This is a genomic window from Hyphobacterium vulgare, assembly GCF_042643335.1.
Lineage (GTDB): Bacteria > Pseudomonadota > Alphaproteobacteria > Caulobacterales > Maricaulaceae > Hyphobacterium > Hyphobacterium vulgare.
Genome location: NZ_JBHRSV010000001.1, coordinates 511,248 through 536,596 on the forward strand (window position 1 = coordinate 511,248; position 25,349 = coordinate 536,596).

General features: G+C 65.2%; 23 protein-coding genes and 2 tRNA genes. 12 read left to right on the plus strand and 13 right to left on the minus strand.

Annotation, left to right across the window (positions count from 1 at the left end):
• The first annotated feature begins 90 nt into the window (after positions 1 to 90).
• The 6 genes from ACFOOR_RS02810 to ACFOOR_RS02835 are packed head-to-tail and all read left to right on the plus strand — an operon-like array spanning position 91 to position 4,327.
• On the plus strand, positions 91 to 1,845 hold the full coding sequence (locus ACFOOR_RS02810) for a DNA cytosine methyltransferase (protein WP_343163914.1): 1,755 nt from the start codon (positions 91 to 93) through the stop codon (positions 1,843 to 1,845).
• Positions 1,842 to 2,144 (plus strand): hypothetical protein, encoded by a 303-nt coding sequence (locus ACFOOR_RS02815; RefSeq protein ID WP_343163915.1) that lies wholly within the window; start codon positions 1,842 to 1,844, stop codon positions 2,142 to 2,144. Before ACFOOR_RS02810 ends, ACFOOR_RS02815 begins: the two co-directional genes overlap by 4 nt.
• Positions 2,141 to 2,365 (plus strand): hypothetical protein, encoded by a 225-nt coding sequence (locus ACFOOR_RS02820; RefSeq protein WP_343163916.1) that lies wholly within the window; start codon positions 2,141 to 2,143, stop codon positions 2,363 to 2,365. The genes ACFOOR_RS02815 and ACFOOR_RS02820 overlap by 4 nt, the downstream gene beginning before the upstream one ends.
• Positions 2,362 to 2,880 carry a hypothetical protein gene (locus tag ACFOOR_RS02825; RefSeq protein WP_343163917.1) on the plus strand — a complete coding sequence of 173 codons (519 nt, stop codon included), beginning with the start codon at positions 2,362 to 2,364 and terminating at the stop codon, positions 2,878 to 2,880. Before ACFOOR_RS02820 ends, ACFOOR_RS02825 begins: the two co-directional genes overlap by 4 nt.
• Positions 2,877 to 3,122, plus strand: coding sequence for a hypothetical protein (locus ACFOOR_RS02830; protein WP_343163918.1), 246 nt, complete (start codon positions 2,877 to 2,879; stop codon positions 3,120 to 3,122). Before ACFOOR_RS02825 ends, ACFOOR_RS02830 begins: the two co-directional genes overlap by 4 nt.
• Positions 3,123 to 3,127: 5 nt before the next feature.
• Positions 3,128 to 4,327: a hypothetical protein gene (locus ACFOOR_RS02835; protein ID WP_343163919.1), complete on the plus strand. Its 1,200-nt coding sequence runs from the start codon at positions 3,128 to 3,130 to the stop codon at positions 4,325 to 4,327.
• Here ACFOOR_RS02835 and ACFOOR_RS02840 read toward each other — a convergent pair.
• The 3 genes from ACFOOR_RS02840 to ACFOOR_RS02850 form a co-directional block, all read right to left on the minus strand.
• Positions 4,324 to 5,232, minus strand: a complete 909-nt coding sequence (locus ACFOOR_RS02840) for a hypothetical protein (RefSeq protein ID WP_343163920.1) — start codon at positions 5,230 to 5,232, stop codon at positions 4,324 to 4,326. The two genes, ACFOOR_RS02835 and ACFOOR_RS02840, sit on opposite strands and share 4 nt — an antisense overlap.
• A 106-nt stretch (positions 5,233 to 5,338) precedes the next feature.
• A tRNA-His gene (locus tag ACFOOR_RS02845) sits at positions 5,339 to 5,415 on the minus strand.
• A gap of 97 nt (positions 5,416 to 5,512) precedes the next feature.
• Positions 5,513 to 6,292, minus strand: a complete 780-nt coding sequence (locus ACFOOR_RS02850) for a M48 family metallopeptidase (protein WP_343163921.1) — start codon at positions 6,290 to 6,292, stop codon at positions 5,513 to 5,515.
• Positions 6,293 to 6,412: 120 nt separating this feature from the next.
• Here ACFOOR_RS02850 and ACFOOR_RS02855 point away from each other — a divergent pair, with 120 nt between their 5' ends.
• The 3 genes from ACFOOR_RS02855 to phhA all read left to right on the plus strand — a co-directional run bounded on the left by ACFOOR_RS02855 (position 6,413) and on the right by phhA (position 10,605).
• The gene (locus ACFOOR_RS02855) at positions 6,413 to 8,494 is read left to right on the plus strand and encodes an AsmA family protein (RefSeq protein ID WP_343163922.1); all 2,082 of its coding nucleotides are present in this window, start codon (positions 6,413 to 6,415) and stop codon (positions 8,492 to 8,494) included.
• A 94-nt stretch (positions 8,495 to 8,588) separates the two neighbouring features.
• On the plus strand, positions 8,589 to 9,596 hold the full coding sequence (locus tag ACFOOR_RS02860) for a beta/gamma crystallin-related protein (protein WP_343163923.1): 1,008 nt from the start codon (positions 8,589 to 8,591) through the stop codon (positions 9,594 to 9,596).
• Between the two features lie 127 nt (positions 9,597 to 9,723).
• Positions 9,724 to 10,605 (plus strand): phenylalanine 4-monooxygenase, encoded by an 882-nt coding sequence (gene phhA / locus ACFOOR_RS02865; RefSeq protein ID WP_343163924.1) that lies wholly within the window; start codon positions 9,724 to 9,726, stop codon positions 10,603 to 10,605.
• On the opposite strand, the gene astB is transcribed toward phhA, so the two are convergent.
• From astB to ACFOOR_RS02895, 6 genes are all read right to left on the minus strand, one after another.
• Entirely contained in the window at positions 10,602 to 11,942 is a 1,341-nt protein-coding gene (gene astB, locus ACFOOR_RS02870) for an N-succinylarginine dihydrolase (protein WP_343163925.1), read from the minus strand. The two genes, phhA and astB, sit on opposite strands and share 4 nt — an antisense overlap.
• Complete coding sequence (gene astD / locus ACFOOR_RS02875; RefSeq protein WP_343163926.1) at positions 11,939 to 13,393, minus strand: succinylglutamate-semialdehyde dehydrogenase; 1,455 nt, start codon at positions 13,391 to 13,393, stop codon at positions 11,939 to 11,941. The genes astB and astD overlap by 4 nt, the downstream gene beginning before the upstream one ends.
• Positions 13,394 to 13,395: 2 nt before the next feature.
• Positions 13,396 to 14,412, minus strand: a complete 1,017-nt coding sequence (locus tag ACFOOR_RS02880) for an arginine N-succinyltransferase (protein ID WP_343163927.1) — start codon at positions 14,410 to 14,412, stop codon at positions 13,396 to 13,398.
• A gap of 11 nt (positions 14,413 to 14,423) precedes the next feature.
• Positions 14,424 to 15,683 (minus strand): hydrolase, encoded by a 1,260-nt coding sequence (locus ACFOOR_RS02885; protein WP_343163928.1) that lies wholly within the window; start codon positions 15,681 to 15,683, stop codon positions 14,424 to 14,426.
• A gap of 35 nt (positions 15,684 to 15,718) precedes the next feature.
• On the minus strand, positions 15,719 to 17,011 hold the full coding sequence (locus ACFOOR_RS02890; protein WP_343163929.1) for a cystathionine gamma-synthase family protein: 1,293 nt from the start codon (positions 17,009 to 17,011) through the stop codon (positions 15,719 to 15,721).
• Between the two features lie 169 nt (positions 17,012 to 17,180).
• Positions 17,181 to 18,284, minus strand: a complete 1,104-nt coding sequence (locus ACFOOR_RS02895; protein ID WP_343163930.1) for an OmpA family protein — start codon at positions 18,282 to 18,284, stop codon at positions 17,181 to 17,183.
• 536 nt (positions 18,285 to 18,820) lie between these two features.
• On the opposite strand from ACFOOR_RS02895, the gene ACFOOR_RS02900 reads away from it, so the two are divergent.
• Positions 18,821 to 19,996 (plus strand): dipeptidase, encoded by a 1,176-nt coding sequence (locus ACFOOR_RS02900; protein ID WP_343163931.1) that lies wholly within the window; start codon positions 18,821 to 18,823, stop codon positions 19,994 to 19,996.
• Positions 19,997 to 20,147: 151 nt separating this feature from the next.
• Here the strand turns inward: ACFOOR_RS02900 and ACFOOR_RS02905 are convergent.
• A tRNA-Lys gene (locus ACFOOR_RS02905) sits at positions 20,148 to 20,223 on the minus strand.
• Between the two features lie 111 nt (positions 20,224 to 20,334).
• Between ACFOOR_RS02905 and ACFOOR_RS02910 the strand changes: the two genes are divergently transcribed.
• Positions 20,335 to 20,955, plus strand: a complete 621-nt coding sequence (locus ACFOOR_RS02910; protein ID WP_343163932.1) for a hypothetical protein — start codon at positions 20,335 to 20,337, stop codon at positions 20,953 to 20,955.
• Positions 20,956 to 21,083: 128 nt separating this feature from the next.
• Here ACFOOR_RS02910 and tgt read toward each other — a convergent pair whose 3' ends face one another.
• Positions 21,084 to 22,208: a tRNA guanosine(34) transglycosylase Tgt gene (gene tgt, locus ACFOOR_RS02915; RefSeq protein WP_343163933.1), complete on the minus strand. Its 1,125-nt coding sequence runs from the start codon at positions 22,206 to 22,208 to the stop codon at positions 21,084 to 21,086.
• Between the two features lie 43 nt (positions 22,209 to 22,251).
• Positions 22,252 to 23,319, minus strand: coding sequence for a tRNA preQ1(34) S-adenosylmethionine ribosyltransferase-isomerase QueA (gene queA, locus ACFOOR_RS02920; RefSeq protein WP_343163934.1), 1,068 nt, complete (start codon positions 23,317 to 23,319; stop codon positions 22,252 to 22,254).
• A gap of 94 nt (positions 23,320 to 23,413) precedes the next feature.
• On the opposite strand from queA, the gene ACFOOR_RS02925 reads away from it, so the two are divergent.
• Positions 23,414 to 24,430, plus strand: a complete 1,017-nt coding sequence (locus tag ACFOOR_RS02925; protein WP_343163935.1) for an endonuclease/exonuclease/phosphatase family protein — start codon at positions 23,414 to 23,416, stop codon at positions 24,428 to 24,430.
• On the opposite strand, the gene ACFOOR_RS02930 is transcribed toward ACFOOR_RS02925, so the two are convergent.
• Positions 24,431 to 25,345 carry a DUF6624 domain-containing protein gene (locus tag ACFOOR_RS02930; RefSeq protein WP_343163936.1) on the minus strand — a complete coding sequence of 305 codons (915 nt, stop codon included), beginning with the start codon at positions 25,343 to 25,345 and terminating at the stop codon, positions 24,431 to 24,433. It lies immediately after the preceding gene.
• Between the last annotated feature and the right edge of the window lie 4 nt (positions 25,346 to 25,349).

Sequence of the window (25,349 nt, forward strand, 5' to 3'; positions counted from 1 at the left end):
CTTTTTGGGCGGACATACGGCTGTCACCCCAGCGAACCCGGGGGATCAGTGCTCCAATTGCCAGAACGAAGCGCGCGAAGCGAAGTCCTGATGCCCCGCCGCAGGAAATTCCTCGTCGCGGACCTGCTCTGCGGTGCCGGCGGTTCTTCGACGGGCGCCCAGCGCGCTCTGGCCGAACTCGGCCTCGAGATGGAGCTCGTCTGCGTCAATCACTGGGGCGTGGCGATCGAGACGCACAAGAAGAACCACCCCGAGGCGCGGCACTACTGCGAGGACATCGCGGCGGTGCGCCCTCACCTGATCGTGCCGGAAGGCCGTCTCGACCTCCTGATGGCGTCGCCGTCCTGTACGCACCACTCGGTCGCGCGCGGAGGCAAGCCGACGTCCGATCAGCAGCGGTCGGACCCGTGGCACATCATCACCTGGCTGGTCGAGCTGAACGTCAAGCGGATCATTATCGAAAACGTCTGGGAATTCACGTCGTGGGGTCCGGTCGATGGGCGCACCGGCAAGCCGATCAAGAGCCGCAAGGGCGAGTACTTCAATCTCTGGATCGATACGATCCGGCGGCTCGGCTATACGCCCGAGTACCGCAAGCTGAACGCCGCGGATTATGGCGACGCCACCACGCGCAAACGCTTCATCCTGATGGCGCGGAAGGACCGGAAGGCCGTCTCGTGGCCAGTGCCGACGCACCAGAAGCGCGCCGAAGGCAATCTCGATCTGTTCCCGGGCGTGAAGCCGTGGCGGCCGGCGCGCGAGATCATCGACTGGTCACAGCGCGGCAAGAGCATCTTCGACCGAAAGAAGCCCCTCGCTCCGAAGACGCTGGCACGGATCCACGCGGGCGCGATGAAGTTCGGCTGGCCCGAACCCTTCCTCGTCGTCCTGCGCAACCATATGGCCGCTCAGGGCCTCGACGTGCCGCTCCCGGCCCTGACTGCGGGCGGGCAGCATGTCGGCCTCGCTGAGCCGGTCGTCCTGTCGCAGCACAGCTCTGGCGCTCCACGCGGCACTCACGATCCACTACCGACGATCACGACCGGCGGCGCGGCCGCGGAGAAGCGCGTCGGTTGCGCCCGACCGATGCTGGTCGAGCCCTTCGTCCTGTCCCAGGCTTCCGGCGGCGCACCGCGTTCGGTTGGCGATCCGATTCCCACGCAGACGACTGGCGGCGCTGGCGGCTCCCACGCGCTGATCGCGCCCTACTACGGCTCAGGCTCGGGGGAGACGTGCAAGTCGGCCGACGTGCCGCTCGACACGATCACATCGAAGGAGCGCCACAGCCTGATCGTTCCGGTCACGCACTCGCAGGCCATGAACGGGGCGCGAAACGTGGCGGACCCGATTCCGACCGTCACCACGGCCAAGGGCGGTGAGTTCGCGGTCGTGATGCCGGTCACCCATGCCGGCGGCCACGACCGTGTGCAGGATCCCAGCACCGACCCGCTCCCGACCGTCACAGGAGCGAACCGGGGCGAGCTGGCCTTCATCGCCGCTCAGTTCGGTGAACGGGACGGTCAGGCCCCTCGAGTCCACGACATCGAGAACCCCACACCGACCATCGCCGCGACCGGTCACGTCAACCTGGTCGAAGGCGTCGAGCAGGGCGAGCGGCAGTACGACATCCTGTTCCGGATGCTCGAGCCGCACGAGCTCGCCGCCGCGATGGGCTTCACCTCGGACGAGTACGCATACGAGTTCGCCGGCACGAAGACCGAGAAGGTCAAGCAGATCGGGAACGCCGTATCGGTCGCGAAGATGAAGGCCTGTGTCGGTGCCCTGTGCGCCGACGCTGCGCCGAAGGAAGCCGCCAAGCCTGCCGCGAAGAGGAAGGCGGCATGACTCAGTGCTACGACTGTCAGCGCCCCTACGGCACGGAACACGGATTTCCCGATCTCGTCATTGAGAGCTGGGCCTGGCGATCAATCTCGCCGACCGGCGACGATGGCGGTCTGTTGTGCCCGTCGTGCATATGCCAACGGCTAGCCGCACAGGGTATCACCGCCATCGGCGCATTCACGTCGGGGCCGATCCGATCGGTCGACGAAGCGACGATGTGGAACAGGCGGGTGATCGAAGAACTGCTCGAGCGCGAAACAGTGAAGGGCCAGAGACCACCCAGTGCGGAGGATGCCGCATGACCCTCTCACAGAAAGACAAGGCCGCACGCCGGCGTGAACGGGAGGCCGAACGGCAGGCGCTCTATGCCCGTGTCCGATCGCTGCAACAGGTGATGCTGGGTCTCGATCCGACAATTCGCACTTTTCCGCTCGTCAAGATGAGCGACACCGCGAAGCGCCTTCGCGAGGAGTGCGACCGGCTCGAGACCGAAATCCGGAACGCTGGAGGATTCGTGCTGTGACCAGTCTGTTCGAACTTCCCCCGATTGCCCTCTCAGTTCGCCAACCGTGGGCCTGGGCGATCTGCCGCGCTGACAAGGACATCGAGAACCGGTCGGCGGCGGCGGTTCGTCACGGCATGACGCCGCGGCGGATTGCGATCCACGCGGCCAAGGGAATGACCCGGTGCGAGTACGAGGACGCTCGGGACTTTATGGCGTCGATCGGCGTCGAATGCCCCCGACCAGACGCCCTCGTTCGAGGGGCGATAATCGGTGCGGTCACCGTCACGGCTATCGTAGCCGAGCACACCAGCCCTTGGTTCTTCGGACCGCGTGGCCTCGTGCTTGAAAAACCTCTCACCCTCGGCACCCCGCGTCCTGCCGTTGGCCAGCTCGGATACTTCGCTTGGACCGAGAGCGGAGCGGTCGACGAACCTAAGCCGTGGATGAAGTCATGGCCTGACGACACGAAGCGCAGCGCCAGCCCTGACGGTGAATTGCCTGAACCTGCGCCCCTGCTGGACCTGATGCGATGACCGCCCGCGCCCTCTCCTACCACGACTGGCCGCGCCAGATGCGCGCGGAGACAGCGGCCGCCTATGTCGACGAAAAAAGCGTGGAAAGCTTCCTCGCCGCCGTTGGCACGGGACGGAAGAAGCTCTACCCCGAACCCCGGATTATCGTCGGGAAGGGTAAGCGATGGCTGCGGGAGGATCTCGACGCGGCTCTGGACCGCATCCACGGCAAGGGGGCGGAAAGCCTCTCCGGGCTCGTCTGATCGAGATGAACGCCGACGATATCCCCCCGCTGATGACCCCGAAGAAGCTCGCGAGCGGTAAGCTGGCCTGGTACTGGTCGCCGCCGACGCGCGACCGGAAGGCTGGATGCCCGCTGACACCTGTCGCGCTCGGCACGACATTCGCGGAGGCATCGACCCGGGCGACCGAGCTCAATGAAGCCCTCGAGGAGTGGCGGCAGGGGAAGGCACCTGGCGCGATCCCGGCGAACGAAGGCACGTTCGACTGGCTGTGCACGATCTACAAAAAGGACCGCCGGTATCGATCGCTCCAGCCCGCCACGCGGCAGGGCTATGACATCGCGCTGCATCGCTTCGCGAGCTATGTGCTCAAGAACGGCCAGAGAATGGGCCCCCAGCGCCTTCAATCGATCCTGCCCGAGGTCGCCGACGCCGTGTACGACAAGCTCGTTGAGCAGGGCCTGACGCGGCAGGCAGCGCTATGCATGGACATCTGCCGCCTCGCCTGGTCGGTCGGTCAGCGCAAGAAGCCGCTGATCGTCCCCGCGCTTAATCCGTTCGAGAACATGGACATCGATCGTTCGAGTGTGGAGACGAAGCCCGCGACGAGCGACGAGCTGGACGCGTTCTGTGAGAAGGCGGTTGAGATGGGCTGGCCGCAGATGGCCTTCGCCGCACGCGCTTGCTGGGACCTCCTGCAACGGCCCGTCGACGTGTTCGGCCGGCTGTCGTGGGCGCACTGGCGCCCAGCGGAGAAGCCTGACAGCGTTTTCGTCGTTCACCACAAGAACCGGTCGGACGATTGGGCCATCCTCGAGGAGACCGATCAGGAGAGCGGCGAGACGGTCCTGTTCTACCCCGAACTCGAGGACCTGGCCGCGCTGCTCGAGCGCAAGGGCACGCTGATGATCACGCGGCCGCGGCTCCGCGGACGCCAGAAATCGACGACGGTGCATGATCCGATGCCGAAGCGCTTCTACGAGAAGCTCGCACGGCAGATCGCGGACGCGGCCGGACTGCCGAAGCACGTCTCTATGCGGGCGTTTCGCCACGGTGGTTTGACTGAGGTGGGGGATGCGGGACTGCCGGACACCTATGCTCAGGCGCTCTCACGGCATCGCCAGCGGTCGTCCCTCGACCGATATATCCACCGGACAAATGTCCAGCAGCTGGCGGCGACTCGGCTTCGTGTGGCCCATCGCCGGGGGGATGCTTCCGCAAGCTAGCTCGCCGACGGAGCAGAAAAAGGCCCTTTCATTTCAGATTCCTGAGTAAGAGAGAAACCGGGAAATGGGGCTCCCAAACCCCAATCGTCGACGTGTCGTTCACTAAGAGAAACAAGCAGCGTTTCAACCGCGTTCTTGAACTCGTCAAATCGATCGAGACGTTTCAGAATCTCAGGCACCATCATTCCCGCCGTCACCGCGAGCCGATGTGCTTTCGGATATTTCGCAGCGTCAATGTGGAAGCTACGGGTTCCGATGTTTTCGTCACTCAGCGAAGGCGCTCGAGGAATCGCGTCAGCCTCGTCGGTGAACCGTTCTTTTGTCCGCTCAAATCGGTCATAATTTCCGGCAAGCGAAGCAGTCAGCGAAATTATGTCTTTGCATTCCTGAAGCGCTTCATGCTCCCGGTATTCATACAGAAGAAGAGCAGCCTCCTGTGAAAGCCGGTGCGGCACCGAAGGCTTCCAAGCCATTACCGGGATCGCTTTCCAAGCGCCCCGAACGACGTCGTCTCGCGTGCAGCCCTTAGTTTCCTGATCGATGTACGTTTTCAATTGACCGAGGTAATTCACGGCATCCAAGCACTCATCGACGAGGCGATAAAATCGGTACCGACAAACTGCGCGGTGTTGGCGGTCCTGGGTTTCCAGCGCGATCTCTTTACTGTGTTGAGCAGAGACCTTGGCACCGAAGAATGCGCCACCGAACGCAGCGACCACCGCAATGAGGATCGAAATCACCGCGACAACGATCCCAGCTACGTCCAACGGCATGGAGACAACTTCGACCGGCGTGGGCACTCGCTTCAATAGGCCGAACAGCGGCGCTAGGCTCGCCCAATCTGGTGCATCCATCGAAATTCCCGCGCAACTAATCACGCAAATGAGAATATGCGATTCGAACACGATTTATCGGATGTAAGACCGAATGGAGAACGCTTGTCGGAATGAGCGTCAGAATGCGCGTCGGAATGACGCTTGACGGAACACCGCTAAAGCATTGAAAGGAAAATGGTACCGCCTCCCCGGATCGAACGGGGGACCTCTAGATCCACAATCTAGCGCTCTAACCAACTGAGCTAAGGCGGCACGGAAGGCGGCGGAACCTATACCCGGTCCGCGCGCGTTTCAAGCACCCGGGAAGGCCTGCTGCAGTGCGGTCCCACGCGCCCGCGATCGCGTCCCGTCAGATATAGCCCATCGCTTCGATATGCGCGCGCATGGCCGCGATCCGGGCGTCGTCCGAGGGATGCGTCGAGGTGAATTCCAGCGCACGGTCCTGGTGCAGGGTCGACATCGCCAGCCACACATCCATCGCGTCGCGTGCGGCGTATCCCGCGCCGACCATGTAATCGATGCCGAGCCGGTCGGCCTCGAATTCGTGCTCGCGCGAATAGGGCAGGATCACGCCGTACTGGATGCCCGCGCCCAGTGCCGCGGCCATGTCGGCGTCATAGTCGACGCCCTGGGTCTGCAGCGCCATGCCGACGATCTGCATCCCCATCTGCGCGGCGCGCTGCTGGCTCGCCCGCTCGGCGGCGTGGCGGCCCGCGACATGGCCCATTTCATGACCCATGATCGTGGCGATATGGCCGTCGGTTTCGACGATATCCATCAGCCCCTTGTAGAAGGCGACCTTGCCGTTCGGCAGCACCCAGGCATTCACCAGGTCCGAATCGATCACCGCGAATTCCCAGTCGAGATGGCTGAGGCCGGACGTCTCGGCCATGCGTGTGCCGACGCGTTCAAGCCGGCGCGTATAGGCCGGGTCGTTGAGGACACGCTGGCGCTGCAGCGTGTCACGCCAGGCGGTCGCCGAAAGGCGTTCGATCTCGGCCTGCGACACCAGCATCAGCTGGTTGCGGCCCAGCGCCGCATTGTCGGCGCAGCCGGCAAGCGGGACGATCGTCCCGGCCGCCAGACCGATCACCAGTTCGCGGCGATCCAACAGGAATTTTTTCGACATGAGCCTTCACCCCCCTGATCCGGTCACATTCCCCCTGCTATACTAGCGCGAGAAAAGTCCGGTCGCCATTGGCTCCGGAACTGCCAGAAGAAGTGCCTGAATCTGAACGGAGGTCTGCCCGTGCGCCGCATTCTGACCATCCTCGGACTCCTGATCGTCCTGGTTCTCGGAGCCGCGATCGCCCTGCCCTTCCTGATCCCGGAATCGGTCTATCGCGACCGCGCCCAGATCGCCGCCAGCGACTCGCTCGGCCGCGAAGTCGTGCTCGCCGGCGATGTCTCGCTCTCCATCCTGCCGCGTCTCGAAATCCGCGCGCATGACGTGACGATCGGCAATGCGGAAGGCTTCGGTGACGAGCCGTTCGCCGAGGCTGGCGAGATGCGCCTGGCGGTCCAGCTGTGGCCGCTGATCAATCGCCGGGTCGAGATCGACGAGTTCGCGCTGATCGATCCGGTCATCCGCCTGACCGAACAGGGCGGCCGCAACAACTGGACGTTCGAGCCGCGCGGCGACCAGACCGATGCACCGGCCGCGTCCGGTACCGGCTTCCGCCAGGGCCCCGGCGCCCTGCCCTTCGATGGCACCATCTCCGACGTCCGCATCGAGAACGGCCTGATCGTCTACACCAGTGGCGGCGAGACCCGCACGATCGAGGGACTCGATCTCGGCCTGAAAATGCCGGGTGTCGACGAGCCGGTCGAGATCGAAGGTGCGCTGACCACCGAGGGCGAGAGCATCAGCTTCGACATCACGCTGGGTTCGCTGCGCGCCTTTTTTGAAGGCGCACGCACCGATCTGGACCTGTCGCTTGGTGGCCGGCTGGTGACCCTGACGCTCGACGGCGCCGTGCTGGAGGGCGAGGCGATCGCCTATTCCGGGTCGATGGATACCACCATCCCCTCGCTGCGGGGCCTTGCCGATTTCCTCGGCTCGCCCATGCCCGAGGGGGACAGTTTCAACCGGTTCGCCGCCTCCGGCGACATCTCCGGCAGTCTCGAGCGCATCGCGCTGCGAAACGCGTCCCTGTCGCTCGACGATCTCGCCGCAACCGGCAATTTCATCCTGACGCTGGGCGGTGCCCGTCCGGCCGTGTCGGGCGATCTCCACATCCCGGAGATCGACGTGAATCCCTACCTGCCCGAAGGCGGGGAAAGCACCGGCGGCGGCGCGATCCAGCCTTGGCCGGAAACCCCGGTCGACCTCTCGCCGCTCGGACTGGTCGACGCCGATTTCACGCTGACCACCGGGCGGATCCTGTTCGGCGATATCGTGATCGAAAGCGGTGACAGCCCGATCCAGCTCGACCTCGACATCGTGAACAGCCGGCTGCAGGCGGCGGTGACGAATTTCGTCCTTTACGAAGGCCGCGGGCGGATCGGCCTTGTCGCGAACGGTCGCGGCACACCGTCCTTCTCGCTCAATGCCAATCTCGAACGGCTCGACGCCCTGCCCTTCCTTGAAGCGGCGGCGGGCTTCGACCGACTGTCGGGCACCGGGGCGCTCAATCTCGATATCCTGACCACCGGCAACACGACGGCCGCACTGATGAACGGGCTCGGCGGCAATGGCCGCTTCCAGTTCGCCGATGGCGCCATCCGCGGCGTCAATCTTGCCCAGGTGCTGCGCAACATTCAGTCCGCGATCACCTCGGGTTCGATGCCGGAGGGGTTCGGCGAACAGGAGGAGACAGACTTCTCATCGCTCAACGGCACCTTCACCCTGGCCAACGGCGTGGCGACCAACAATGACCTGCTGATGCTGTCGCCGCTGGTCCGCGTCGCCGGGGCCGGCACGGTCGATATCGGCGGGCAGAGCCTCGACTACAGCCTGCGCCCGCGCGCCGTCGCGTCGCTCCAGGGCCAGGGCGGGAACACCGATCTGCGCGGAATCGAAATCCCGATCCGGATCCGCGGCAGCTTTGCCAGCCCGTCCGTCTCGATCGACTTCGAGGCAATCAGCCGAGCCCTGCTTCAGGGTGCGGTGACCGGCGCGATCAGCGGCCAGGATCCCGAAGACGCCATCCGCGGCGCGATCGGAAACGCGCTCGGACTGGGCGGCCAGGATGACGGTGAGGACACTGGCAATGGTGAAGGCGAGGACGAAACCTCGACCGAGGAACAGCTCCTTCGCGGCCTGCTCGGTCTCGGCGGCAACCGGAACCGCCAGCAAGAGGAAGAACAACCCGAAGACGGTGGACGATAGGTTTTCCGTGAACCCAAGCTGAAGCCGGTGCGTTATCGCGGTTAATGTCGAACCGGTTAGGCTAAGGTTCGATACCCCATAGGGAGGAGAAGACATGTCACTGAAATCAAGGCTCGGCCTCATTTGCGGGGCGCTGTTCCTGCTTGCCCCGGCCGGCGCGCTCCAGGCGCAGGAACCGCCGATCGCGGAATTCTATCCCGGCACACCGGAAATCATTCTCTATTCGCAGCCGAACTTCGGAGGTCAGCGCGTTACCCTGAGTGACGACGCGGCTGATCTGCGCCGCCAGAACTTCAACGATCGCACTTGGTCGATCCAGGTCGAAGCCGGCGACTGGGAAGTCTGCGAGAACATCAATTTCGGTGGCCGTTGCATCCGCGTGAACGGCGACGTGGCCAGCTTCACGCCGGCCAACTGGGTCTCCTCTGTGCGGCTTGTCCGCAACGGAACCGGTCCCGGCGGTGGCGGCGGTTTCGTTGATAGGCCGCTGAGCGGCATCCGCCTGTTTGACGGCCCGAACTATACCGGCCAGCGTTTCGACACCCAGTCCGAGATTTACGACCTCAACCGGACCGGCTTCAACGACCGCACCTCCTCGATCGCGATCGCGGTCGGCGAGAGCTGGGAAGTCTGCCTCGACTCCAACTTCCGCAGCCAGTGCCAAGTCTTCTCGGACAATGTCCGTGACCTCGCCCAGTACGGCTATTTCAACAACTCCATCTCGTCGGTCCGCCGCGTGGGCGGCGGTGGCTGGCCGGGTGGTCCTGGCGGCCCTGGCGGTCCGGGATATCCGGGCGGTCCCGGTGGTCCGGGCAATTGGTACACCGACATTGACGGCGGGATCGAAGGTATTGGCACGATGTTCTTCCCGGTGCCCGAGATCAACGGCCGTTCGATCGACCGTTGCATGGCCTCGGGTGGCCGCGACTGCGACACCGCCGTCGCCGACGCCATCTGCCGCGAAGCCGGCTTCCTCGAAGCGGCCTATTTCTCGGTCGATCGCGGACGCCGCTATCGCACCCTCCATCTCGGTTCCGGTCAGGAATGCCGGACCGGTCGCTGTGAGGCGATGCTGAACGTGCTCTGCATTTCCGAGCGCTAGGCAAAGCCGGCTGACAGGGTGAGCGCCGCTCCGGGTGACCGGGGCGGCGTTCGCATCTTGCCTCTCGAAACCGGAACGATTCAGGTCTATAATAGTTACAAATGAAACTAACTCCGGGAGGTCAACCATGCCTGTGAATGACCCCATCGTCGCCGAACAGACCCCGCGCGCCGATCTGACGATCGACCAGAAATGGGATCTGTACTCGCGCGAGGAGCACGAGATCTGGAACACGCTCTACGACCGCCAGATGGGCGTGCTGAAGGGCCGCGCCGCGCCGGAACACTTCCGGGGTCTGGAGCTTCTCAATCTCAACGAGGGCGGCATTCCGGATTTCCGCCGCGTCAACGAGAAGCTGATGAAGCTGACCGGCTGGCAGGTCGTGACCGTACCCGGCCTGATCCCCGAAAAGGAATTCTACGACCACCTCGCCAACCGCCGCTTCGTGTCCGGGCGCTTCATCCGCGACGGAGACCGGCTCGACTACCTGCCCGAGCCCGACATTTTCCACGACGTGTTCGGCCATGTGCCGCTTCTGACCCAGCCGGTCTTCGCCGACTACATGCAGGCTTATGGCGAGGGCGGGCTGCGCTCGCTCCAGTTCGACGCGATCAAGAGAATGGCGCGGCTCTACTGGTATACGGTCGAGTTCGGCCTGATCCGCTCCGACGAGGGACTGCGCATCTATGGCGCCGGCATCGTGTCATCCAGGGGCGAGTCGATCTTCTCGCTCGAAGCGCGGTCGCCGAACCGCATCCATTTCGATCTCGAACGCGTCATGCGCACCGACTACCGGTATGACGACTATCAGCAGACCTATTTCGTCATCGACAGCTATGACGAGCTGATGGAAGCGACCGCGGTCGACTTCGCGCCGCTCTATGAGCGCCTGCCCACCCTGCCGGAGTTCAAGCCGTCAGACGTCCAGCCGGGTGACACCGTCTATCAGAAGGGTACGCAGGAATACGCCATGTCCGGCGGCCTCAAGGGCGACGCGATAGCGGTCTAGGTCTGCTGGAACGGATAGAAGTCCGAACCCAGGCCCAGGATTTGCGTCAGCGCATCAAGCGCGGCACGGCCCTCGTCCATCAGCAACGGATCGCGCAGATCGTCGGGCGCCAGCGTCTCGCGGTAGTGCGTCTTCGCCCAGGCGATCAGCTGGTCGTAGACCGCATCGCTGAACAACGCCGTCGGCGTCACCGCCTGGCGTTCCTCGTCCGTCAGCACGACGCGCAGCCTGAGGCAGGCCGGTCCGCCGCCATTGCGCATCGACTGGCGCACATCCACGAAATCGACCCGGCCGATCGGACCGTTTCCTGCCGCCATCGCGGCGCAATAGGCGCGCGTGGTTTCGGTTTCCTCGGTCTCGACCGGTGCGGACAGGACAAGACGGTCCTCGCCGGGCCATTCCAGAAGCTGCGAGTTGAAAAGATAGCTGGTGATCGCATCGGCGATTGCCACTTCGCTGTCCTTCACCTCGACGAATTGCGGCTCGAACAGTCCGTCGGCGGCCCGGCGGATCGCGTCGAGCGTGCCTGCGCGGTCCTCGAACGCCAGCTCGTGGAAGAACAACGTCCTGTTCGTCCCCACGCACACCACGTCATTGTGGAAGGCGCCGGCCTCGATCGCCGCCCGTCCCTGCCGCGCGATAACCGTGCGCTTCGGGTCGAGCCCGTGCGCCCGAGCGATGGCTTCGCAGGCCTCCTTGGTCTGTCGCGCCGGAAACTTCGCACTCCAGGCTTCGCTTGCCTCGCGGCCATAGATCAGGATGGAGACGCCCGGACGGCCCTGTCCGTCGCTGAGGCGGACATGATTGGCCGCGCCCTCATCGGCAAAGGCCGGCTGCATCGGCAAAAGCGGATGCACGCAAAAGCGCTCGTGATCACCGAACGCCCAGTCGAGCGCCCGCCTGGTCTGCGGGCCTTCCAGCGAGCGGTGCAGCGTGGTCAGCAGATTGGCCGGGGTGAAATGCACCCGCCCGTCCCCCGTTTCGGCGGACGGCGACACGGTCGCCGCATTGGCCGCCCACATCGGCGCAGCGGCATAGGCGTTGCGCACCAGATCCGGGGCAGCCTTCCACGCGCGCTCCAGCACTTGCTTGTCCGAACCGGAAAACCCGGCGGCCCGCAGGAAGGGAAGGAAGGGCCGGTCGTGCGGCGGCAGCCAGCCCTGCACCAGGCCAGCTTCGTGCAGACGCTTCATCTTGGCCAAGCCTTGCAGCACGCCGGCGCGCGGTTCGCTGGTCAGGTTACGATTCTTCGCGCTGGCGAGATTACCTTCCGACAGCCCGCCATAATTGTGCGTCGGCCCGACAATGCCGTCGAAATTGGCTTCGACCGCGCTCACTTCAGCCCCTTGATGGCCAGCCGCTCCGGCTTCGCCGCGTTCTGGCTGGCGACCGGATAGGCGCAATAGTCCGCCGCGTAGTAGGCGCTCGGACGCAGATTGCCGGACTGCCCCGGACCGCCGAACGGCATCGAGCTGGCCGCGCCCGGCGTCGGCCGGTTGCGATTGACGATCCCGGCCCGGCTTTCGGTCCAGAACCGGTTCCACAGCGCTTCATCGTCACTGACGAGGCCCGCGGACAGGCCGTAGGCCGTATTGTTGGCTTCGGCCATTGCGGCGTCGAAGGACTTCACGCGCCGGACCTGCAGCATCGGGCCGAACACCTCGTCATCCGGCGTGGTTACGACCGTGACGTCGATCAGGGCGGGCGAGACGAAGGCCGCGCCGCGATCAAGCCGCGCCGCGCTGACGATGGCCTTGCCGCCGCCGGACACGAGCTTTTCCTGCGCCTGCAGCACCGCGCCAGCCGCATGACCGGAGACGAGCGGGCCCATGAAGGCCTCTTCGGAGTCGTTCCACGCCCCGATCGCCAGGCGTCCGGCGAGGTCCGCGATCGCGTCGATCACCGCCTGCCCCACAGCGCCGTCGGGCAGGATCAGCCGCCGCGCGCAGGAACAGCGTTGACCTGTGGTAATGTAGGCGGAATGGACCGCGATCCGCGCCGCGGCCTCGGCATCCGCCGCGTCCCAGACCACAAGCGGATTGTTTCCGCCCATTTCCAGCGCCAGTTGCACGCCTGTGCGGCCCGCGAACTTGCGGTGAATGAACTGACCGGTCGTGTGCGAACCGGTGAACAGCACGCCGTCGAGCTGGTCGTGGTCGAGCGCGGCCGCGCCGGTTTCCCGCGCGCCGGGAACGAAGTTGAGCACGCCCGCCGGCAGGCCCGCCTCTTCCCACAGCGAAACCATGTACTGACCCACCGCCGGGGTCAGTTCGGACGGCTTGAACACTGCGGTATTGCCGGAAATCAGGGCCGGGACGATGTGTCCATTGGGCAGGTGGCCGGGGAAGTTGTACGGGCCGAGCACGAACATGACGCCCAGCGGCTTGTGCTTGAGCACCGCCTCTCCGAACTCGGTCGCATGCGCCTGCTCGCCGGTCCTTTCGTGATAGGCCTTGACCGAGATCGCGATCTTGCCGGCCATGGCCGCAGCTTCGCCCTGGCTGTCCCACAACACCTTGCCGGTCTCACGGGCGATCAGCTCGGCCAGCCTGTCCTTGTTGTTCGCCAGCAGCGCGCCGAAATGCTCGACGATCGCGATCCGGTCCTTCAGCGGCGTCTGCGCCCAGCCCGGAAAAGCCTTGCGCGCTGCCGTGAAGGCCGCATCGACATCACCCGCGTTGGCCGCGGCGCCCTGCCAGACCGTCTCGCCGCTTGCCGGATCGGTCGACGTGAAGGTGTCGCCGCGCCCGGTACGCCATTCGCCGTCAATAAAGCACTGACCTTGCATGACTAATCGCGCACCCAGATGCGCGCCCTTTCGCCTTCGGTGAGATTGAGTGCCCGCAAATCGTCCGGCCCCAGCGCCACGGCGTCGGCGCCGACATCGGCCTGGGTCTGGATCGAGCGGAAATCGCTGAACCGGTCGGTGGTGACGATCACGGGTTTCGGATCGTCGAACGCTCGCGCACCGCGCACCGTGACCTGCCGGCTTTCCCGCGCCGAGCGGGCCTGCCGCGTCGGCACCGACATCAGCGGGCCGCCATCGAAAATGTCGATATACCGGTCATAGGTGAACCCTTCCCACTCCAGCAGGCGGCGCGCACCGACCCCGAGCTCATGAGTCACGCCGATCACCTTCTTCGCCTCGGGCGACAGGAGGTCGACATAGATCGGATGCTTCGGCATCAGGTCCAGGATGAACTGGTTATCGCTGGCCGCGCTCATCCGGTCGGCCTCGTCGAATGTCATGCGGAAGAAATGCCGCGTCACGGCGTCGAAGAAGGGAGAAGACCCGTCCTCGCGCACCACGCCGCGCAATTCCGCCAGGACCCGTTCGCCGAAGCGGCGGAAGTCCGCCGCCATCAAGAGGTAGCGGGTCTGCGCGATCAGCCGCCCGGCTCCGGTGCCCCGCGCCGCATCGCTGACGAACAGCGAACCGACCTCGGTGCAGCCCGCGAAATCGTTGACGAGCAGCATCACGTCCATGTCGAAACGGCGTTGCGCGGTGCGCGAGGACTGCGCCAGCGTGACGATCTTGAAGTCGTAATAGGGTTTCGACAGACCGACCGCTGCCTTCACCGCTGCGCAGCCGAGCACGGCCCCGCTTTCGGTGTCTTCCAGCATGAGCTGATAGACTTCCTCGCCCGGCTCTTCGGCCTCGCGTTCATAGGCCGCCACGGACTTGTCCAGTCGTTCGGCCAGGTCATCGCGCTCCAGCGCCAGGCTGGTGAAACCGGTCCCCGCGCCCTTTGCGAGCGCCACGAAGGCGTCGATATCGTCGCGGCGCGCCGCGCGCACTACCAGCATGCGAATCTCCGTCAGGAACCGGCGAGCGCGCGGGCTTCGCGCGCGTCGAACTCGCCAGAGGCAAATTTCATCAGCATCAGGGCCGACAACCGTGCCCGTTCGGGCAGGCTCGGCAAAATGGCAATCTCGTCATAGGAATGGATATTGGCACCGCGGACGCCGAGCGTGTCGACATTCGGACAGCCCGCCGCCCACAGATTATTGCCTTCGCACACCCCGCCCGTGTCATTCCAGCGAATGTCGAGCCCGAGCGCCGCACCGGCCGTCTTCGTCCAATCGAACATGCGCGCATTGGCCGGTGTCATCGGTTTGGCCGGCCGGGTGAAGCCGCCATGTAGCGCCGCCGTGATCCCGTCGCGCTGGTTTATCAGCACTTCCAGCTTCGCGATTTCGCCCAGCACCCATTGCTCGTCGTCGGCATCCTTCACGCGCACATTGAACCGGGCGACGGCACTGGCCGGAACCACATTCGTCGGCCCGCCGCCATCAATGCGGGAGAGATTGAACGTCACGCCTTCGCGCTGACCGTTCAGGGCATCGAGCCGCGTGGCGAACTCGGCCGCCGCAATCACCGCATTGCGCCCGACATGATGTTCGCGCCCGGCATGAGCCGACTTGCCCGAGACCTTGAGCGCCCAGTTCCCCGAGCCCTTGCGTCCGCCAGCCAGAGAGCCGTCGGCCAGCGCCGGCTCATAGGTCATGCCGACTTGCGCTTTCGCGCCCAGTTCGTGGATCTTGCCCGCCGAACCGAGCGAGCCGATCTCCTCGTCCGGGCTGATCAGCACGTCATAGCCGATGCGCTTCGCATGCGGACTGCGCTCCAGCGCCAGGAGTCCGTGCAACATCACCAGGATGCCGCCCTTCATGTCCGCCGCGCCGGGACCGTTCATCGTCTCCGCGTCGAGCATCTTCCAGTCCTGGAAGCTGTCCTCCTTCGGAAACACGGTGTCGTGGTGCCCGGTCAGGACGATCTTCACCTCCGCGTCCGGACGGACGGAGAGGTGAAAGCTCGGCGTATAGGCCTGCTGCATGACGCTGCCGTCCGGTCCCACCGCCTCGCTAGGCGGCAGTTCGACCGCCTCGATGCGTCCGCCGGTCTCGGCGAACACCCGCTCCAGCTCGCCGCGCATCCGCTCCAGCCCGTCCGCGTTGCGGCTGCCGGAATTGATGCGCACCCAGTCCTTCAGCGTTGCGATCATGCCGTCGGCGCGCGTGTCGATCCAGTCGAGCGCGGCCCGTTCGTCGGGGGAGATGTCGATCGGTTTCGCCATGGCGGAGCGAGGGGGTTGCTGCGAAGGATTGCGGATCAGACCTGGTCGAGGGCCTGGCCGATATCGGCGATGAGGTCGTCGGGATCCTCGATGCCGATGGAGATGCGCACCATGCCCGGCGTATAGCCGCAGCGCTCCTGCAATTCGGGATCGACCGCGGCGTGCGTCGTCGAACCCGGATGGCAGATCAGCGTTTCGGTGCCACCGAGGCTGACCGCCAGCTTCACCACCTGCAGCGAGTTGAGGAATTTGAATGCGCCGGCCTGACCGCCTTTCACGTCGAACGAGAAGGTCGAGCCCGCGGCCTTGGCCTGGTTCTCGTGGATCTTCGCCGACCGCGAACCCGGCTCGAGGAAGCCGAGATAGCGGACCTTCTCGACCTTCGGGTGCCTGGCGAGGTATTCGGCGACTTTCTTGGCGTTCTCGGTCGCGGCGTTCATCCGCAGTGTCACCGTTTCGAGCGAACGCATCAGCATCCACGCCGTATGCGGGTCGAGATTGGTGCCGATCGAGGAGCGCAGCGAGCGGATCTTGGCCATCAGGTCGGACCGGCCCATCGCCGCACCGGCAATGAGATCGGAATGCCCGCCGACATATTTCGTCAGCGAGTAGACGAGGATGTCCGCGCCGAGATCGATCGGCTGCTGGTTGACCGGGCCGAGAAAGGTGTTGTCGACGACCACGGCGGGAGACTTGCCACCCTGCTTTTCGCCGATCCGGTTGGCGATCTTGCGGATCATGGCGAGGTCGACGAGGTCATTGGTCGGATTCGTCGGCGTCTCGGTATAGATCACCGTGACGGGACCGAGCTTCATCGCCTCCTCGGCGGCGGTCCAGACTTCGGCCTCCTCGGCCGCAGCAAAGAAATCGACATTCCTGATTCCGAAATTCGGCATGACCTTGCGGATCAGCGTCTCGGTGCCGCCGTAGAGCGGGGTCGAGTGCAGCACGACCGAACCGGCGGGCGCCAGCGCCATCAGCGTGGTGGAGATCGCGCCCATGCCCGATGAGAAGACCGCCGCATCCTCGGCGTGATCGAACAGCGTCAGCCGGTCCTCGAGAACCTCGATATTCGGGTTGTTGAACCGCGAATACATCAGGCCCGCCGATTCCGGATCGCCCTCCTGGCGGCGTCCGCCCATGACGCGGAAGAAGGCCGCGCCCGCCTCCGCCGACTCGAACGCGAAGGTCGAGGTCAGGAAGACCGGAGCCTTGATCGACCATTCCGAGAGCTGGGGCGAATAGCCATAGCTCATCATCATGGTTTCCGGCGACAGCTTGCGGCCGGCGATTTCGGTCTTGCGATATGGCGCCTTGGGTTTCGACATGGGCGGCTCCTGAGTGTCCGGCGGTGGGAGATGATTGGCCCGGTTTTGGGCCTGCCACGGACGGGGGTCAAGCCATGCGGCCGCGCGGAGTCATGCTGCAATCGCACAAAGAAAACGGCCCGGGGCGAACCCCGGGCCGTTCCATTTCGTCGCTTGAGCGATCAATCGCTTAGCGCAGGTCGATGAGGACCTCAGCGCGGCGGTTGAGCGGCTCACGCACACCGTCCGGCGTCTGCACAGCCGGGCGGCTTTCGCCGAAGGCCTGCAGGGAGATGCCGGAAGCCGGCACGCCGAGGCGGACCATCTCGTCACGGACCGCACGCGAGCGGCGCTCGGAGAGGCCGACGTTGTAGGCGGCAGCACCCGAACGGTCAGCGTGACCGTCGATCTGCACCGCGGCAACGCCGCAGGTCGAAGCCTGCTGGACCGCCTGGTTGATGACCGCACGGGCCTGATCGGTGAGGTTCGAACGATCCCACTCGAAGTAGACCACGAAGCCAACGTCGTCACACGCCGGAGGCGGCGGGGGCGGCGGAGGCGGCGGGGGCGGCGGAGGCGGAGGCGGCGGCGGGGGCGGCGGGGGCGGCGGCGGAGGCGGCGGAGCCGCGAACACGTACCGCAGGCCCATCCACACTTCGTGGCCGCGCAGCGCGTCGACGTCGACACCCGGGTCGAAGTCGAGATCGAGGGTCGAGAAATAGCGATACTGGGTATCGAAATACCAGTTGTCGCCCAGACCCCAGCCCACGCCGGCGATCAGCTGCCACATGAAGCCGATATCGTCGTCACGCGAAATCACGTAACGTGTGTCGGCTACGCCCAAGTTGTTGATTGGCGCCGTACCAGTGGTCCAGCCCGTCATGGAGCCATTGACCTGACCGAAACCGGCACCGGCGCCGAGGTACGGGTGGTACCAACCGTCCGGATTGAAGTCGCGATACAGGTTCAACATCGCCGACCAGATATGGAAATCGCTCGAAGAGTCTTCGAACGAACCAATCGCGCCGGTGTCGTTGTAGCGGTGGGCCGCTTCGGCTTCGAGACGCCAGCCATTGGCGTAGTCGTAGCCGAACGCCAGAGCCTGGCGCCAATCGGACTCACCATTGATTTCACGAGCGCCGCTGGCTTGCAGATCGACGTCCGAATCGCCAGGGCCGCCGTAACCGACGGAAGCGCTGACATACCAGCCTTCATCGGCACCCGCCGACGACCAGGCCGGAACCGACAGCGCAAGACCGATGGCAGCCGCTGTCAGAAACCGTTTCTTCATCATTCCCCCTCTGGAGGCGGAAGCCCCCATCGCGTGAGTGTTTTGGCTGCCGTGACCCTGCGCCACGGCACTTTGACCACCTGCTCGCACAGGTGCTCTGCCGAAATGACTACAGGATATTCGACGCTTGTGCCACCCAAAAGCGCTTGAACGCGAAGGTCGGCGCGCCATTGTGGCAAGCGTGCAATGCCTTGCCGCACGGCCGGATTCGCCGGGTCGCACCGAATCAACCTGGCGCCATTCAAGGCTTTGATATAATTGATTTTCCATTCGCAATGACGCGGAGCGCCGGAAGCCGGACACAACCTGGCGGCCATGGCGCCGCTGTCCGGCAACCGGGCGCGGCGTGCCCGGAAGCGCCGTCTTCGGCGGCGCAGCTCGCGTCGCAGGCGCTTGAAATCGGCGGTGTGTGTCCTGCCGGTCACACGCCGTGTCGTCCTGATTTTTGGTGATTTTACAAAGTGTTTCGCAAACGAGACGCATCGGCTTGCGGCAGCGGGCAGTCGAAGCATAGGGTGATCGTCAAGGGGGAATGTTCAATGAAGCTCGCGCATATTGCCATCCTCATCACCGGGCTCGCAATCCTGGCTGGTGCCGCGGTGTTCTTTTTCTATCTTCCCGGGCGCGTCGACGACCAGATGAATGTGGTGATCGATCACCCGGTCTACGCGATCTCGCAAGAGGCCCGTTCGCTCCACGCGGAGATACCGGTCGCCGACCTGCACGCAGACACCCTGCTCTGGGCACGCAACCCGTCGCAGCGCCACGACCGGGGTCATACCGACCTGCCACGCTTGCGAGAAGGTGGTGTTTTTCTTCAGGTTTTTGCATCGGTCACCAAGACACCGTCCAATCTCAACTACAACGAAAACAGCGCCGATTCCGACGACATCACCCTGCTTGCCATCGCTCAACGCTGGCCGGTCGACACCTGGGGATCGCTCTACAATCGCGCCCGTTTTCATGCCCGGCGGCTGAATCGTCTAGCGGAGCGTTCCGGCGGAAGCTTCATCGTCGCACGCACCTCCGGTGACCTCAGATCGGCCCTTCAGGCGCGTGAGGCCGGCGGAGATGTGCTGGTCGGCATTCTTGCCACCGAAGGCGCGCACCCGCTCGAGGGCGAACTTGCCAACATCCAGCGTCTGTATGACGAGGGGTACCGCGTCATCGGCCTGCAGCACTTCTTCGACAACGAGCTGGGCGGTTCGCTGCATGGAACGTCCGGGGCGGGCCTGACCGAATTCGGCCGCGAAGCCGTCATCGCGATGGTCGAACGCGGCCTGATCATCGATGTCGCGCACTCCTCCGAAGCGGTGGTTCGCGATGTGCTCGACCTGACCGACGCGCCGCTGGTCGTGTCGCACACCGGCGTGCGCAGCCTGTGCGAGACCCCGCGCAACATTCCCGACGACCTGATGCAGGAAATCGCCGATCGCGGCGGACTCATCGGGATCGGCTTCTGGGCAGACGTGATCTGCTACGACACACCGGCCGGCGTTGCCCGCGCCATCGCCTACGCCGCCGAGACATTCGGCGTCGAGGCCATCGCCCTGGGGTCCGATTTCGACGGAACGGTCACAACCCGGTTCGACGCGTCGGAACTGGCCGCCCTCACCGACGCGCTGATCGGAAACGGAATGAGCGCGGACGACATTCGCGCCGTGATGGGCGGGAATGCCGTCCGCTTCTTCACCGAGAACCTGCCCGAGGGCTAGGCCCTACCAACCCCAGCGCACGCCGGCGCGGGCGCATGTCCCACCGATCCACAACAAACCTGCGCTGCAGCTCCGAACACCGGACATCACTCGTCAGGGCACAGGGCCGGACGAAGGCCCCGAACCGCGACACGAAATGGGCGTTGAATAATGGTGAGCCCACAGGGATTCGAACCCTGGACCTACTGATTAAAAGTCAGTTGCTCTACCGGCTGAGCTATGGGCTCCAATAGGAGACGGGGAGGCCTATAGCGAAGCGCCTGCCCGGTCAACCGCGCGCCGCGCCGCGGCCTGCCCCCGGTCAGAAAATTGCCCGATTGCCGGGCGAGGCTGACACCATGAACGGGATCCGGAACATCATGCTTGTTGCTCTGGGCGCGCTTGCCCTGACAGCCTGTGCCAGTTCGCGCCCAAGCGCGGGCGAGGCCACCTATATCGGCATGAGCGAAACCCGCTCGGCCGTGTCCGACGCCATCGGCCTGCCGCGTGACCGGCCGGGCCCGGTGATGATCGATCCCGGCGACGACACCGTCCCGACACCCTATGGCGGGGAAGGTTCGCGCCGCGTGTGTTCCACCACGGCCCGCGACATCGCGCGGCTCACCGCCGTCCTCGGCCCCGACAACATGTATGTGCCCGAGGAACACGAGAACGAGACCGCGGACGAGCGCGACTGGCGTGAGCGCGCGCAGATGTGGACCGAGCGCGGCGGCGGTGCCCTGGCGACTGGCGCGCGCGACTTTTACCGCTCCACCATTGTCGGCCTGAACCCGGCCCGCCCGGTGATCCGCTTTGTCGGCCGCGCCGGCGAGATCGAGCGCGAGGCCCGCGAACGCCGCGAAATGGCCGACAGCCGCCGCGCCTATCTGCGCGGCCTGTTCGATGGCTTCGGTTGCGAGGAACGCTATCTGACCGAGGCGTTCGAGGAATACGGGCTGAACACCGCGACTGCGCAGTAGCGCTACACTCTTTTCTCCCCCTGCTTGCGGGGGGAGTGCCCCGGACCTGGTCCGGGGCGTGGGGGGGAATTCCCCCCTCCACCACTTCGTGGTCCCCCTCCCCCGTAAACGGGGGAGGAAATCGCTATTTACTCAAATTCACCACTCTCCCAACGCGCACCGAATTCGCGGCGGAATTCAGCGAACCGCCCCGCCGCGATCGCAGCGCGCATCCGCGCCATCAGCGACTGGTAGTAGGCGATATTATGCCAGCTCAAGAGCATGGCGGCGAGATATTCGCCCGAGCGCACGAGGTGGTGGAGATAGGCGCGCGAATAATCGCGGCTGGCCGGACAGTCGAGGCTCTCGTCGAGTGGCTGCACGTCTTCCGCGAAGCGGGCATTCTTGAGATTGACCGGCCCGTAATCGCTCCAGGCCTGGCCGTGCCGGCCCGAGCGCGTCGGCATCACGCAGTCGAACATGTCGATCCCGCGCGCCACCGCCTCGACGAGATCGATCGGCTTGCCAACGCCCATGAGATAGCGCGGCCGGTCGCCCGGCAGGTGCGGCACGACAGCGTCGAGGACGGAGCACATCGTCTCGAACCCCTCGCCCACGGCGAGCCCGCCGACGGCGTAGCCGTCGAACCCGGTCTCGATCAGGCGTTCGGCGCTCTCCCGGCGGAGGTCGTCATAGACGCTGCCCTGCACGATGCCGAACAGGTTTTGCCCGTCGCGCTCGCCGAAGGCGGCCTTCGAGCGCTTGCCCCAGCGCAGCGAAAGCTCCATCGAGGCGCGGGCCTCATCCTTCTCGCAGGGGAAGGGCGTGCATTCGTCAAGCTGCATCGAGATGTCCGCGCCCAAGAGGTCTGCCTGGATCTCGATCGAGCGTTCCGGCGTCAGCATGTGCCGCGAGCCGTCGATATGGCTGGAGAATTGGACGCCGTCCTCACTCATCTTCCGCAGGGAGGCGAGCGACCAGACCTGGAAGCCGCCAGAGTCGGTCAGCATCGGTCCCGGCCAGCCGGAAAACCTGTGCAACCCGCCCAGCTTGTGGACCCGCTCCGCACCCGGGCGCAGCATCAAATGGTAGGTGTTCCCGAGGATGATGTCCGCCCCGGCGTCCTTTACCTGATCCATGTAGAGCGCCTTGACCGTGCCGGCGGTGCCGACCGGCATGAAGGCGGGCGTGCGGATCGCGCCGCGCGGCGTCTCGATTGCGCCGGTGCGGGCCGCGCCATCGGTGGCGCTGATTGTGAAGGGAAAGGCGGTCATCGCGGGCCGTCAAAGCCGAAAGGCGCAGCAAAGGCAAGCCGACTCATCCGCCGGCCTTCTCGATCAGGCAGGCGTCGCCATAGGAGAAGAATCGGTATTCGGCCGCCACCGCGTGCCGGTAGGCGCGCATGATCGTCTCGTGTCCGGCGAGCGCGCTGACCAGCATCAGCAGGGTCGATTTCGGCAGGTGGAAATTGGTGATCAGCGCGTCGGCAATGCGGAACTCATAGCCCGGCGTGATGAAGATCGCCGTCTCGCCGACCTCCGCGCCAATCCGCCCGTCCTCATTGGCCGCGCTTTCCAGCGTCCGCAGCGCCGTCGTTCCGATCGGGATGACGCGCCGCCCCTCTTCCTTCGCTTGCGAAATGGCTGCCGCCGCCCCGGCGGATACCTCGTACCACTCGGCGTGCATCTTGTGCTCGGCGATGGCTTCGGACTTGACCGGCAGGAAGGTTCCCGCCCCGACATGCAGGGTCACGTCGACGAAGCCGATGCCGGCGGCTTGCAGCTCGTCCATCAGCCGGTCGGTGAAGTGCAGTCCCGCCGTCGGCGCGGCGACTGATCCGGTCTTGTCGGGCTTGGCGAACAGCGTCTGGTAGTCCGCCCTGTCCTGCGCGTCGGGCGCGCGCTTCGAGGCGATATAGGGCGGCAGGGGCGGCGCCCCGGCCGCCTCGATCGCCCGGTCGAGCTCTGCACCTTCGCGGTCGAACTCCAGCACGACTTCGCCGCCTTCGCGCCGCGCCTCGACCGTCGCGCTCAGTGCGCCGAAGCGGATCACGTCGCCGACCTTCAGCCGCTTGGCCGGCTTCACGAAAGCGCGCCAGCTTTTCGCGTCGTCGCGGGTATGGAGATTGACTGAAATCCGCGCCGGACCGCCACCGCCCTCGGCGCGCGCATCGCGCTCCCCCGTCAGCGCAGCGGGCAGAACATGCGTGTCGTTGCAGACCAACAGGTCGCCGGGACGCAGCAATTTCGGCAATTCGCGCACGCCGTGGTCGGACAGGCTGCCATCGCTGCGGATGTGCAGCAGGCGCGCGGAATCGCGTGGCCGCGCGGGGCGCAGCGCAATGCGCTCGTCAGGCAGGTGAAAGTCGAAATCCGAAAGTCGCACGATTGCGGCCCGTAAATTGCCTCTGTGTCAGCATCCTGTTCATAGGACGGGTGTAATTTTTCCCGCCACCGTTTTTATCCGCAAGGGTGTGTTCGTGCGCAGCTTCCTCGCCTTCATGGCAACGCTCGGCCTCATCGTGCTCGCCGCCCTGATGTGGCTCGCGCCGGTCTGGAATTTCGCCGACCTCTTCCGCCAGTTCTGGGCCCCGCTGACGCTGGCGGCACTGCTTGCCGCGCTGGCGGTGTTCCTGTTCGGCAAGGGCCGACAGCGATGGGGCGCGCCCTTGCTGGCCTTTCTGATCGCGGCGCCGGGACTGCCTGAGACCGTTGTTTCGTTGTCGGATATTCCACTGACACCGCCAGCGGGAACGCCGGTCACCGTGGTCACCCACAATCTCTGGGGAAGGAATGCGACGCCTGAGGCCGCCGTCGAGCGCATCATCGAGACGGACGCTGACATTGTCGCGCTTCAGGAAGCCTTCGGCACGGCCTGGGTCGTCCCCGAATTGCTCGAAGAGGCCTATCCCAATCGCGCCGACTGTGATCGCTATGCGTCGGTCATCGTCACACGCCTGCCCATCGTCGAGTCCGGCTGCCTCGACTGGTGGTGGTGGCGGACACGCGACGGGCAGACCGACACGCCCTTCTTCCACGCCCCGCCCGCTTCCTGGGCGACGATCCGAATGGATGACGGCAGCGAAATCACCGTCGTTTCGGTGCACATGACCTGGCCCGACCCGATACGGCGCCAGGACGAGCAGCGTGAAGGGCTCGCCTACATGGTGCAGGCCTTTGCGCAGGATCGGTTGATCGTGATGGGCGATTTCAATGCGGCCGCACCGTCACGCGCACTGGCGCGCTTCGAACGCGATCTGGACTTGCGCCGCATCACGCCAGGCATGGCGACGTGGCCGTCGGAAAGCCTGTGGGCGAACCGGTTCGGCGTAGTGTCACCGGTCCCGACCATGATGACCGGCATCGATCATGTCTTCGTCGGTGCGGAAATCATCGGTTGGGAAGTCGATCGCGGGCCCGACACCGGCAGCGATCATCGCCCCATCAGGGCGAGGATTTTCTTCACGCCCCTCTTGCGTGGACAAGCAACCGACTGATCAGCCGCCGCAGCGCTGCGCCGCCATCTGGTCGAGATCATTCTGCGCCGGGCCGAGATTCATGGTTGCGCGGCGGACATCGAGATTGTCCGGGTCCTCGACCGGTTTCAGGTCCAGCGTCCGGTCCGCATTGCAGGCATCCATCGGCTGGGTGCCGTAGCGTTGCAGCTGGCCGGTATTCACCGCCACGCGGTCCCACAGATAGGCATAGTCCTGCCGCCGCACACCGCCGCTTTCCAGATAGGCCTCCATCCGGGTCAGCACCTCACGCTGGAAGTCCGGATCGTGATCGGCATGCTGCGCGATCAGCCAGGCCTGGCTCGACGCAGTGGCGCCGAAACGCTCCCGGTCGATCCAGTCGTAGAGTGCGAGTGCCTCGCGCAAGGACTCCGTGGCGTTGTAGTCGTTGGCGATGACGTGCGCTGTCGCCCGGCGGTACGCCCACCAGGCCACACCCGTCCGGTCTTCCGTGTTGAGCTGGAGATAGGCGAGGCGACCAGCCTGATCGGTGACCCACAGATCGCGCAACATCACCTGAATGCGGGCAATGGCGGGGTCACGGGATTCCCGGAAGCGCGACTCTCGGCGCATGCGGTTTTCATGGGGCTCCAGAGCATCGGCGAGCCGGTTGCTGCCCGCCGCGAAGAGAGCATAGCAATCACTCGTGCCTTCAGGCTGCGCTGCCGCGATATCCATGCCGGCCGTGACCAGCGCCGCGGCGGCCCGTTCGCGCGGGTGGATGTCGGTCTTGTTGCGCGTGAGCGCTTCGCGGGCCAGGGCCAGAACATCGTCCGGGACCGGCTCTTCGCAATAGTCATGCGTGCCGGCAACAACGGGGTCGCTCAAGAGATGGGCGGGGAGCCCCTCGGGCATCTGGAATACCATCGCCGCGATCAGCCCCCCGATCCCGAGCATCGCC

Excerpts from the sequence above, each read along its gene's own strand:
- ACFOOR_RS02810 (WP_343163914.1), top strand. The coding sequence starts at position 91 with ATGCCCCGCCGCAGGAAATTCCTCGTCGCGGACCTGCTCTGCGGTGCC.
- ACFOOR_RS02815 (WP_343163915.1), top strand. The coding sequence starts at position 1,842 with ATGACTCAGTGCTACGACTGTCAGCGCCCCTACGGCACGGAACACGGA.
- ACFOOR_RS02820 (WP_343163916.1), top strand. The coding sequence starts at position 2,141 with ATGACCCTCTCACAGAAAGACAAGGCCGCACGCCGGCGTGAACGGGAG.
- ACFOOR_RS02830 (WP_343163918.1), top strand. The coding sequence starts at position 2,877 with ATGACCGCCCGCGCCCTCTCCTACCACGACTGGCCGCGCCAGATGCGC.
- ACFOOR_RS02835 (WP_343163919.1), top strand. The coding sequence starts at position 3,128 with ATGAACGCCGACGATATCCCCCCGCTGATGACCCCGAAGAAGCTCGCG.
- ACFOOR_RS02850 (WP_343163921.1), bottom strand. The coding sequence starts at position 6,292 with ATGTCGAAAAAATTCCTGTTGGATCGCCGCGAACTGGTGATCGGTCTG.
- ACFOOR_RS02860 (WP_343163923.1), top strand. The coding sequence starts at position 8,589 with ATGTCACTGAAATCAAGGCTCGGCCTCATTTGCGGGGCGCTGTTCCTG.
- phhA (WP_343163924.1), top strand. The coding sequence starts at position 9,724 with ATGCCTGTGAATGACCCCATCGTCGCCGAACAGACCCCGCGCGCCGAT.
- astD (WP_343163926.1), bottom strand. The coding sequence starts at position 13,393 with ATGCAAGGTCAGTGCTTTATTGACGGCGAATGGCGTACCGGGCGCGGC.
- ACFOOR_RS02880 (WP_343163927.1), bottom strand. The coding sequence starts at position 14,412 with ATGCTGGTAGTGCGCGCGGCGCGCCGCGACGATATCGACGCCTTCGTG.
- ACFOOR_RS02885 (WP_343163928.1), bottom strand. The coding sequence starts at position 15,683 with ATGGCGAAACCGATCGACATCTCCCCCGACGAACGGGCCGCGCTCGAC.
- ACFOOR_RS02890 (WP_343163929.1), bottom strand. The coding sequence starts at position 17,011 with ATGTCGAAACCCAAGGCGCCATATCGCAAGACCGAAATCGCCGGCCGC.
- ACFOOR_RS02895 (WP_343163930.1), bottom strand. The coding sequence starts at position 18,284 with ATGATGAAGAAACGGTTTCTGACAGCGGCTGCCATCGGTCTTGCGCTG.
- ACFOOR_RS02900 (WP_343163931.1), top strand. The coding sequence starts at position 18,821 with ATGAAGCTCGCGCATATTGCCATCCTCATCACCGGGCTCGCAATCCTG.
- ACFOOR_RS02910 (WP_343163932.1), top strand. The coding sequence starts at position 20,335 with ATGAACGGGATCCGGAACATCATGCTTGTTGCTCTGGGCGCGCTTGCC.
- tgt (WP_343163933.1), bottom strand. The coding sequence starts at position 22,208 with ATGACCGCCTTTCCCTTCACAATCAGCGCCACCGATGGCGCGGCCCGC.
- ACFOOR_RS02930 (WP_343163936.1), bottom strand. The coding sequence starts at position 25,345 with ATGCTCGGGATCGGGGGGCTGATCGCGGCGATGGTATTCCAGATGCCC.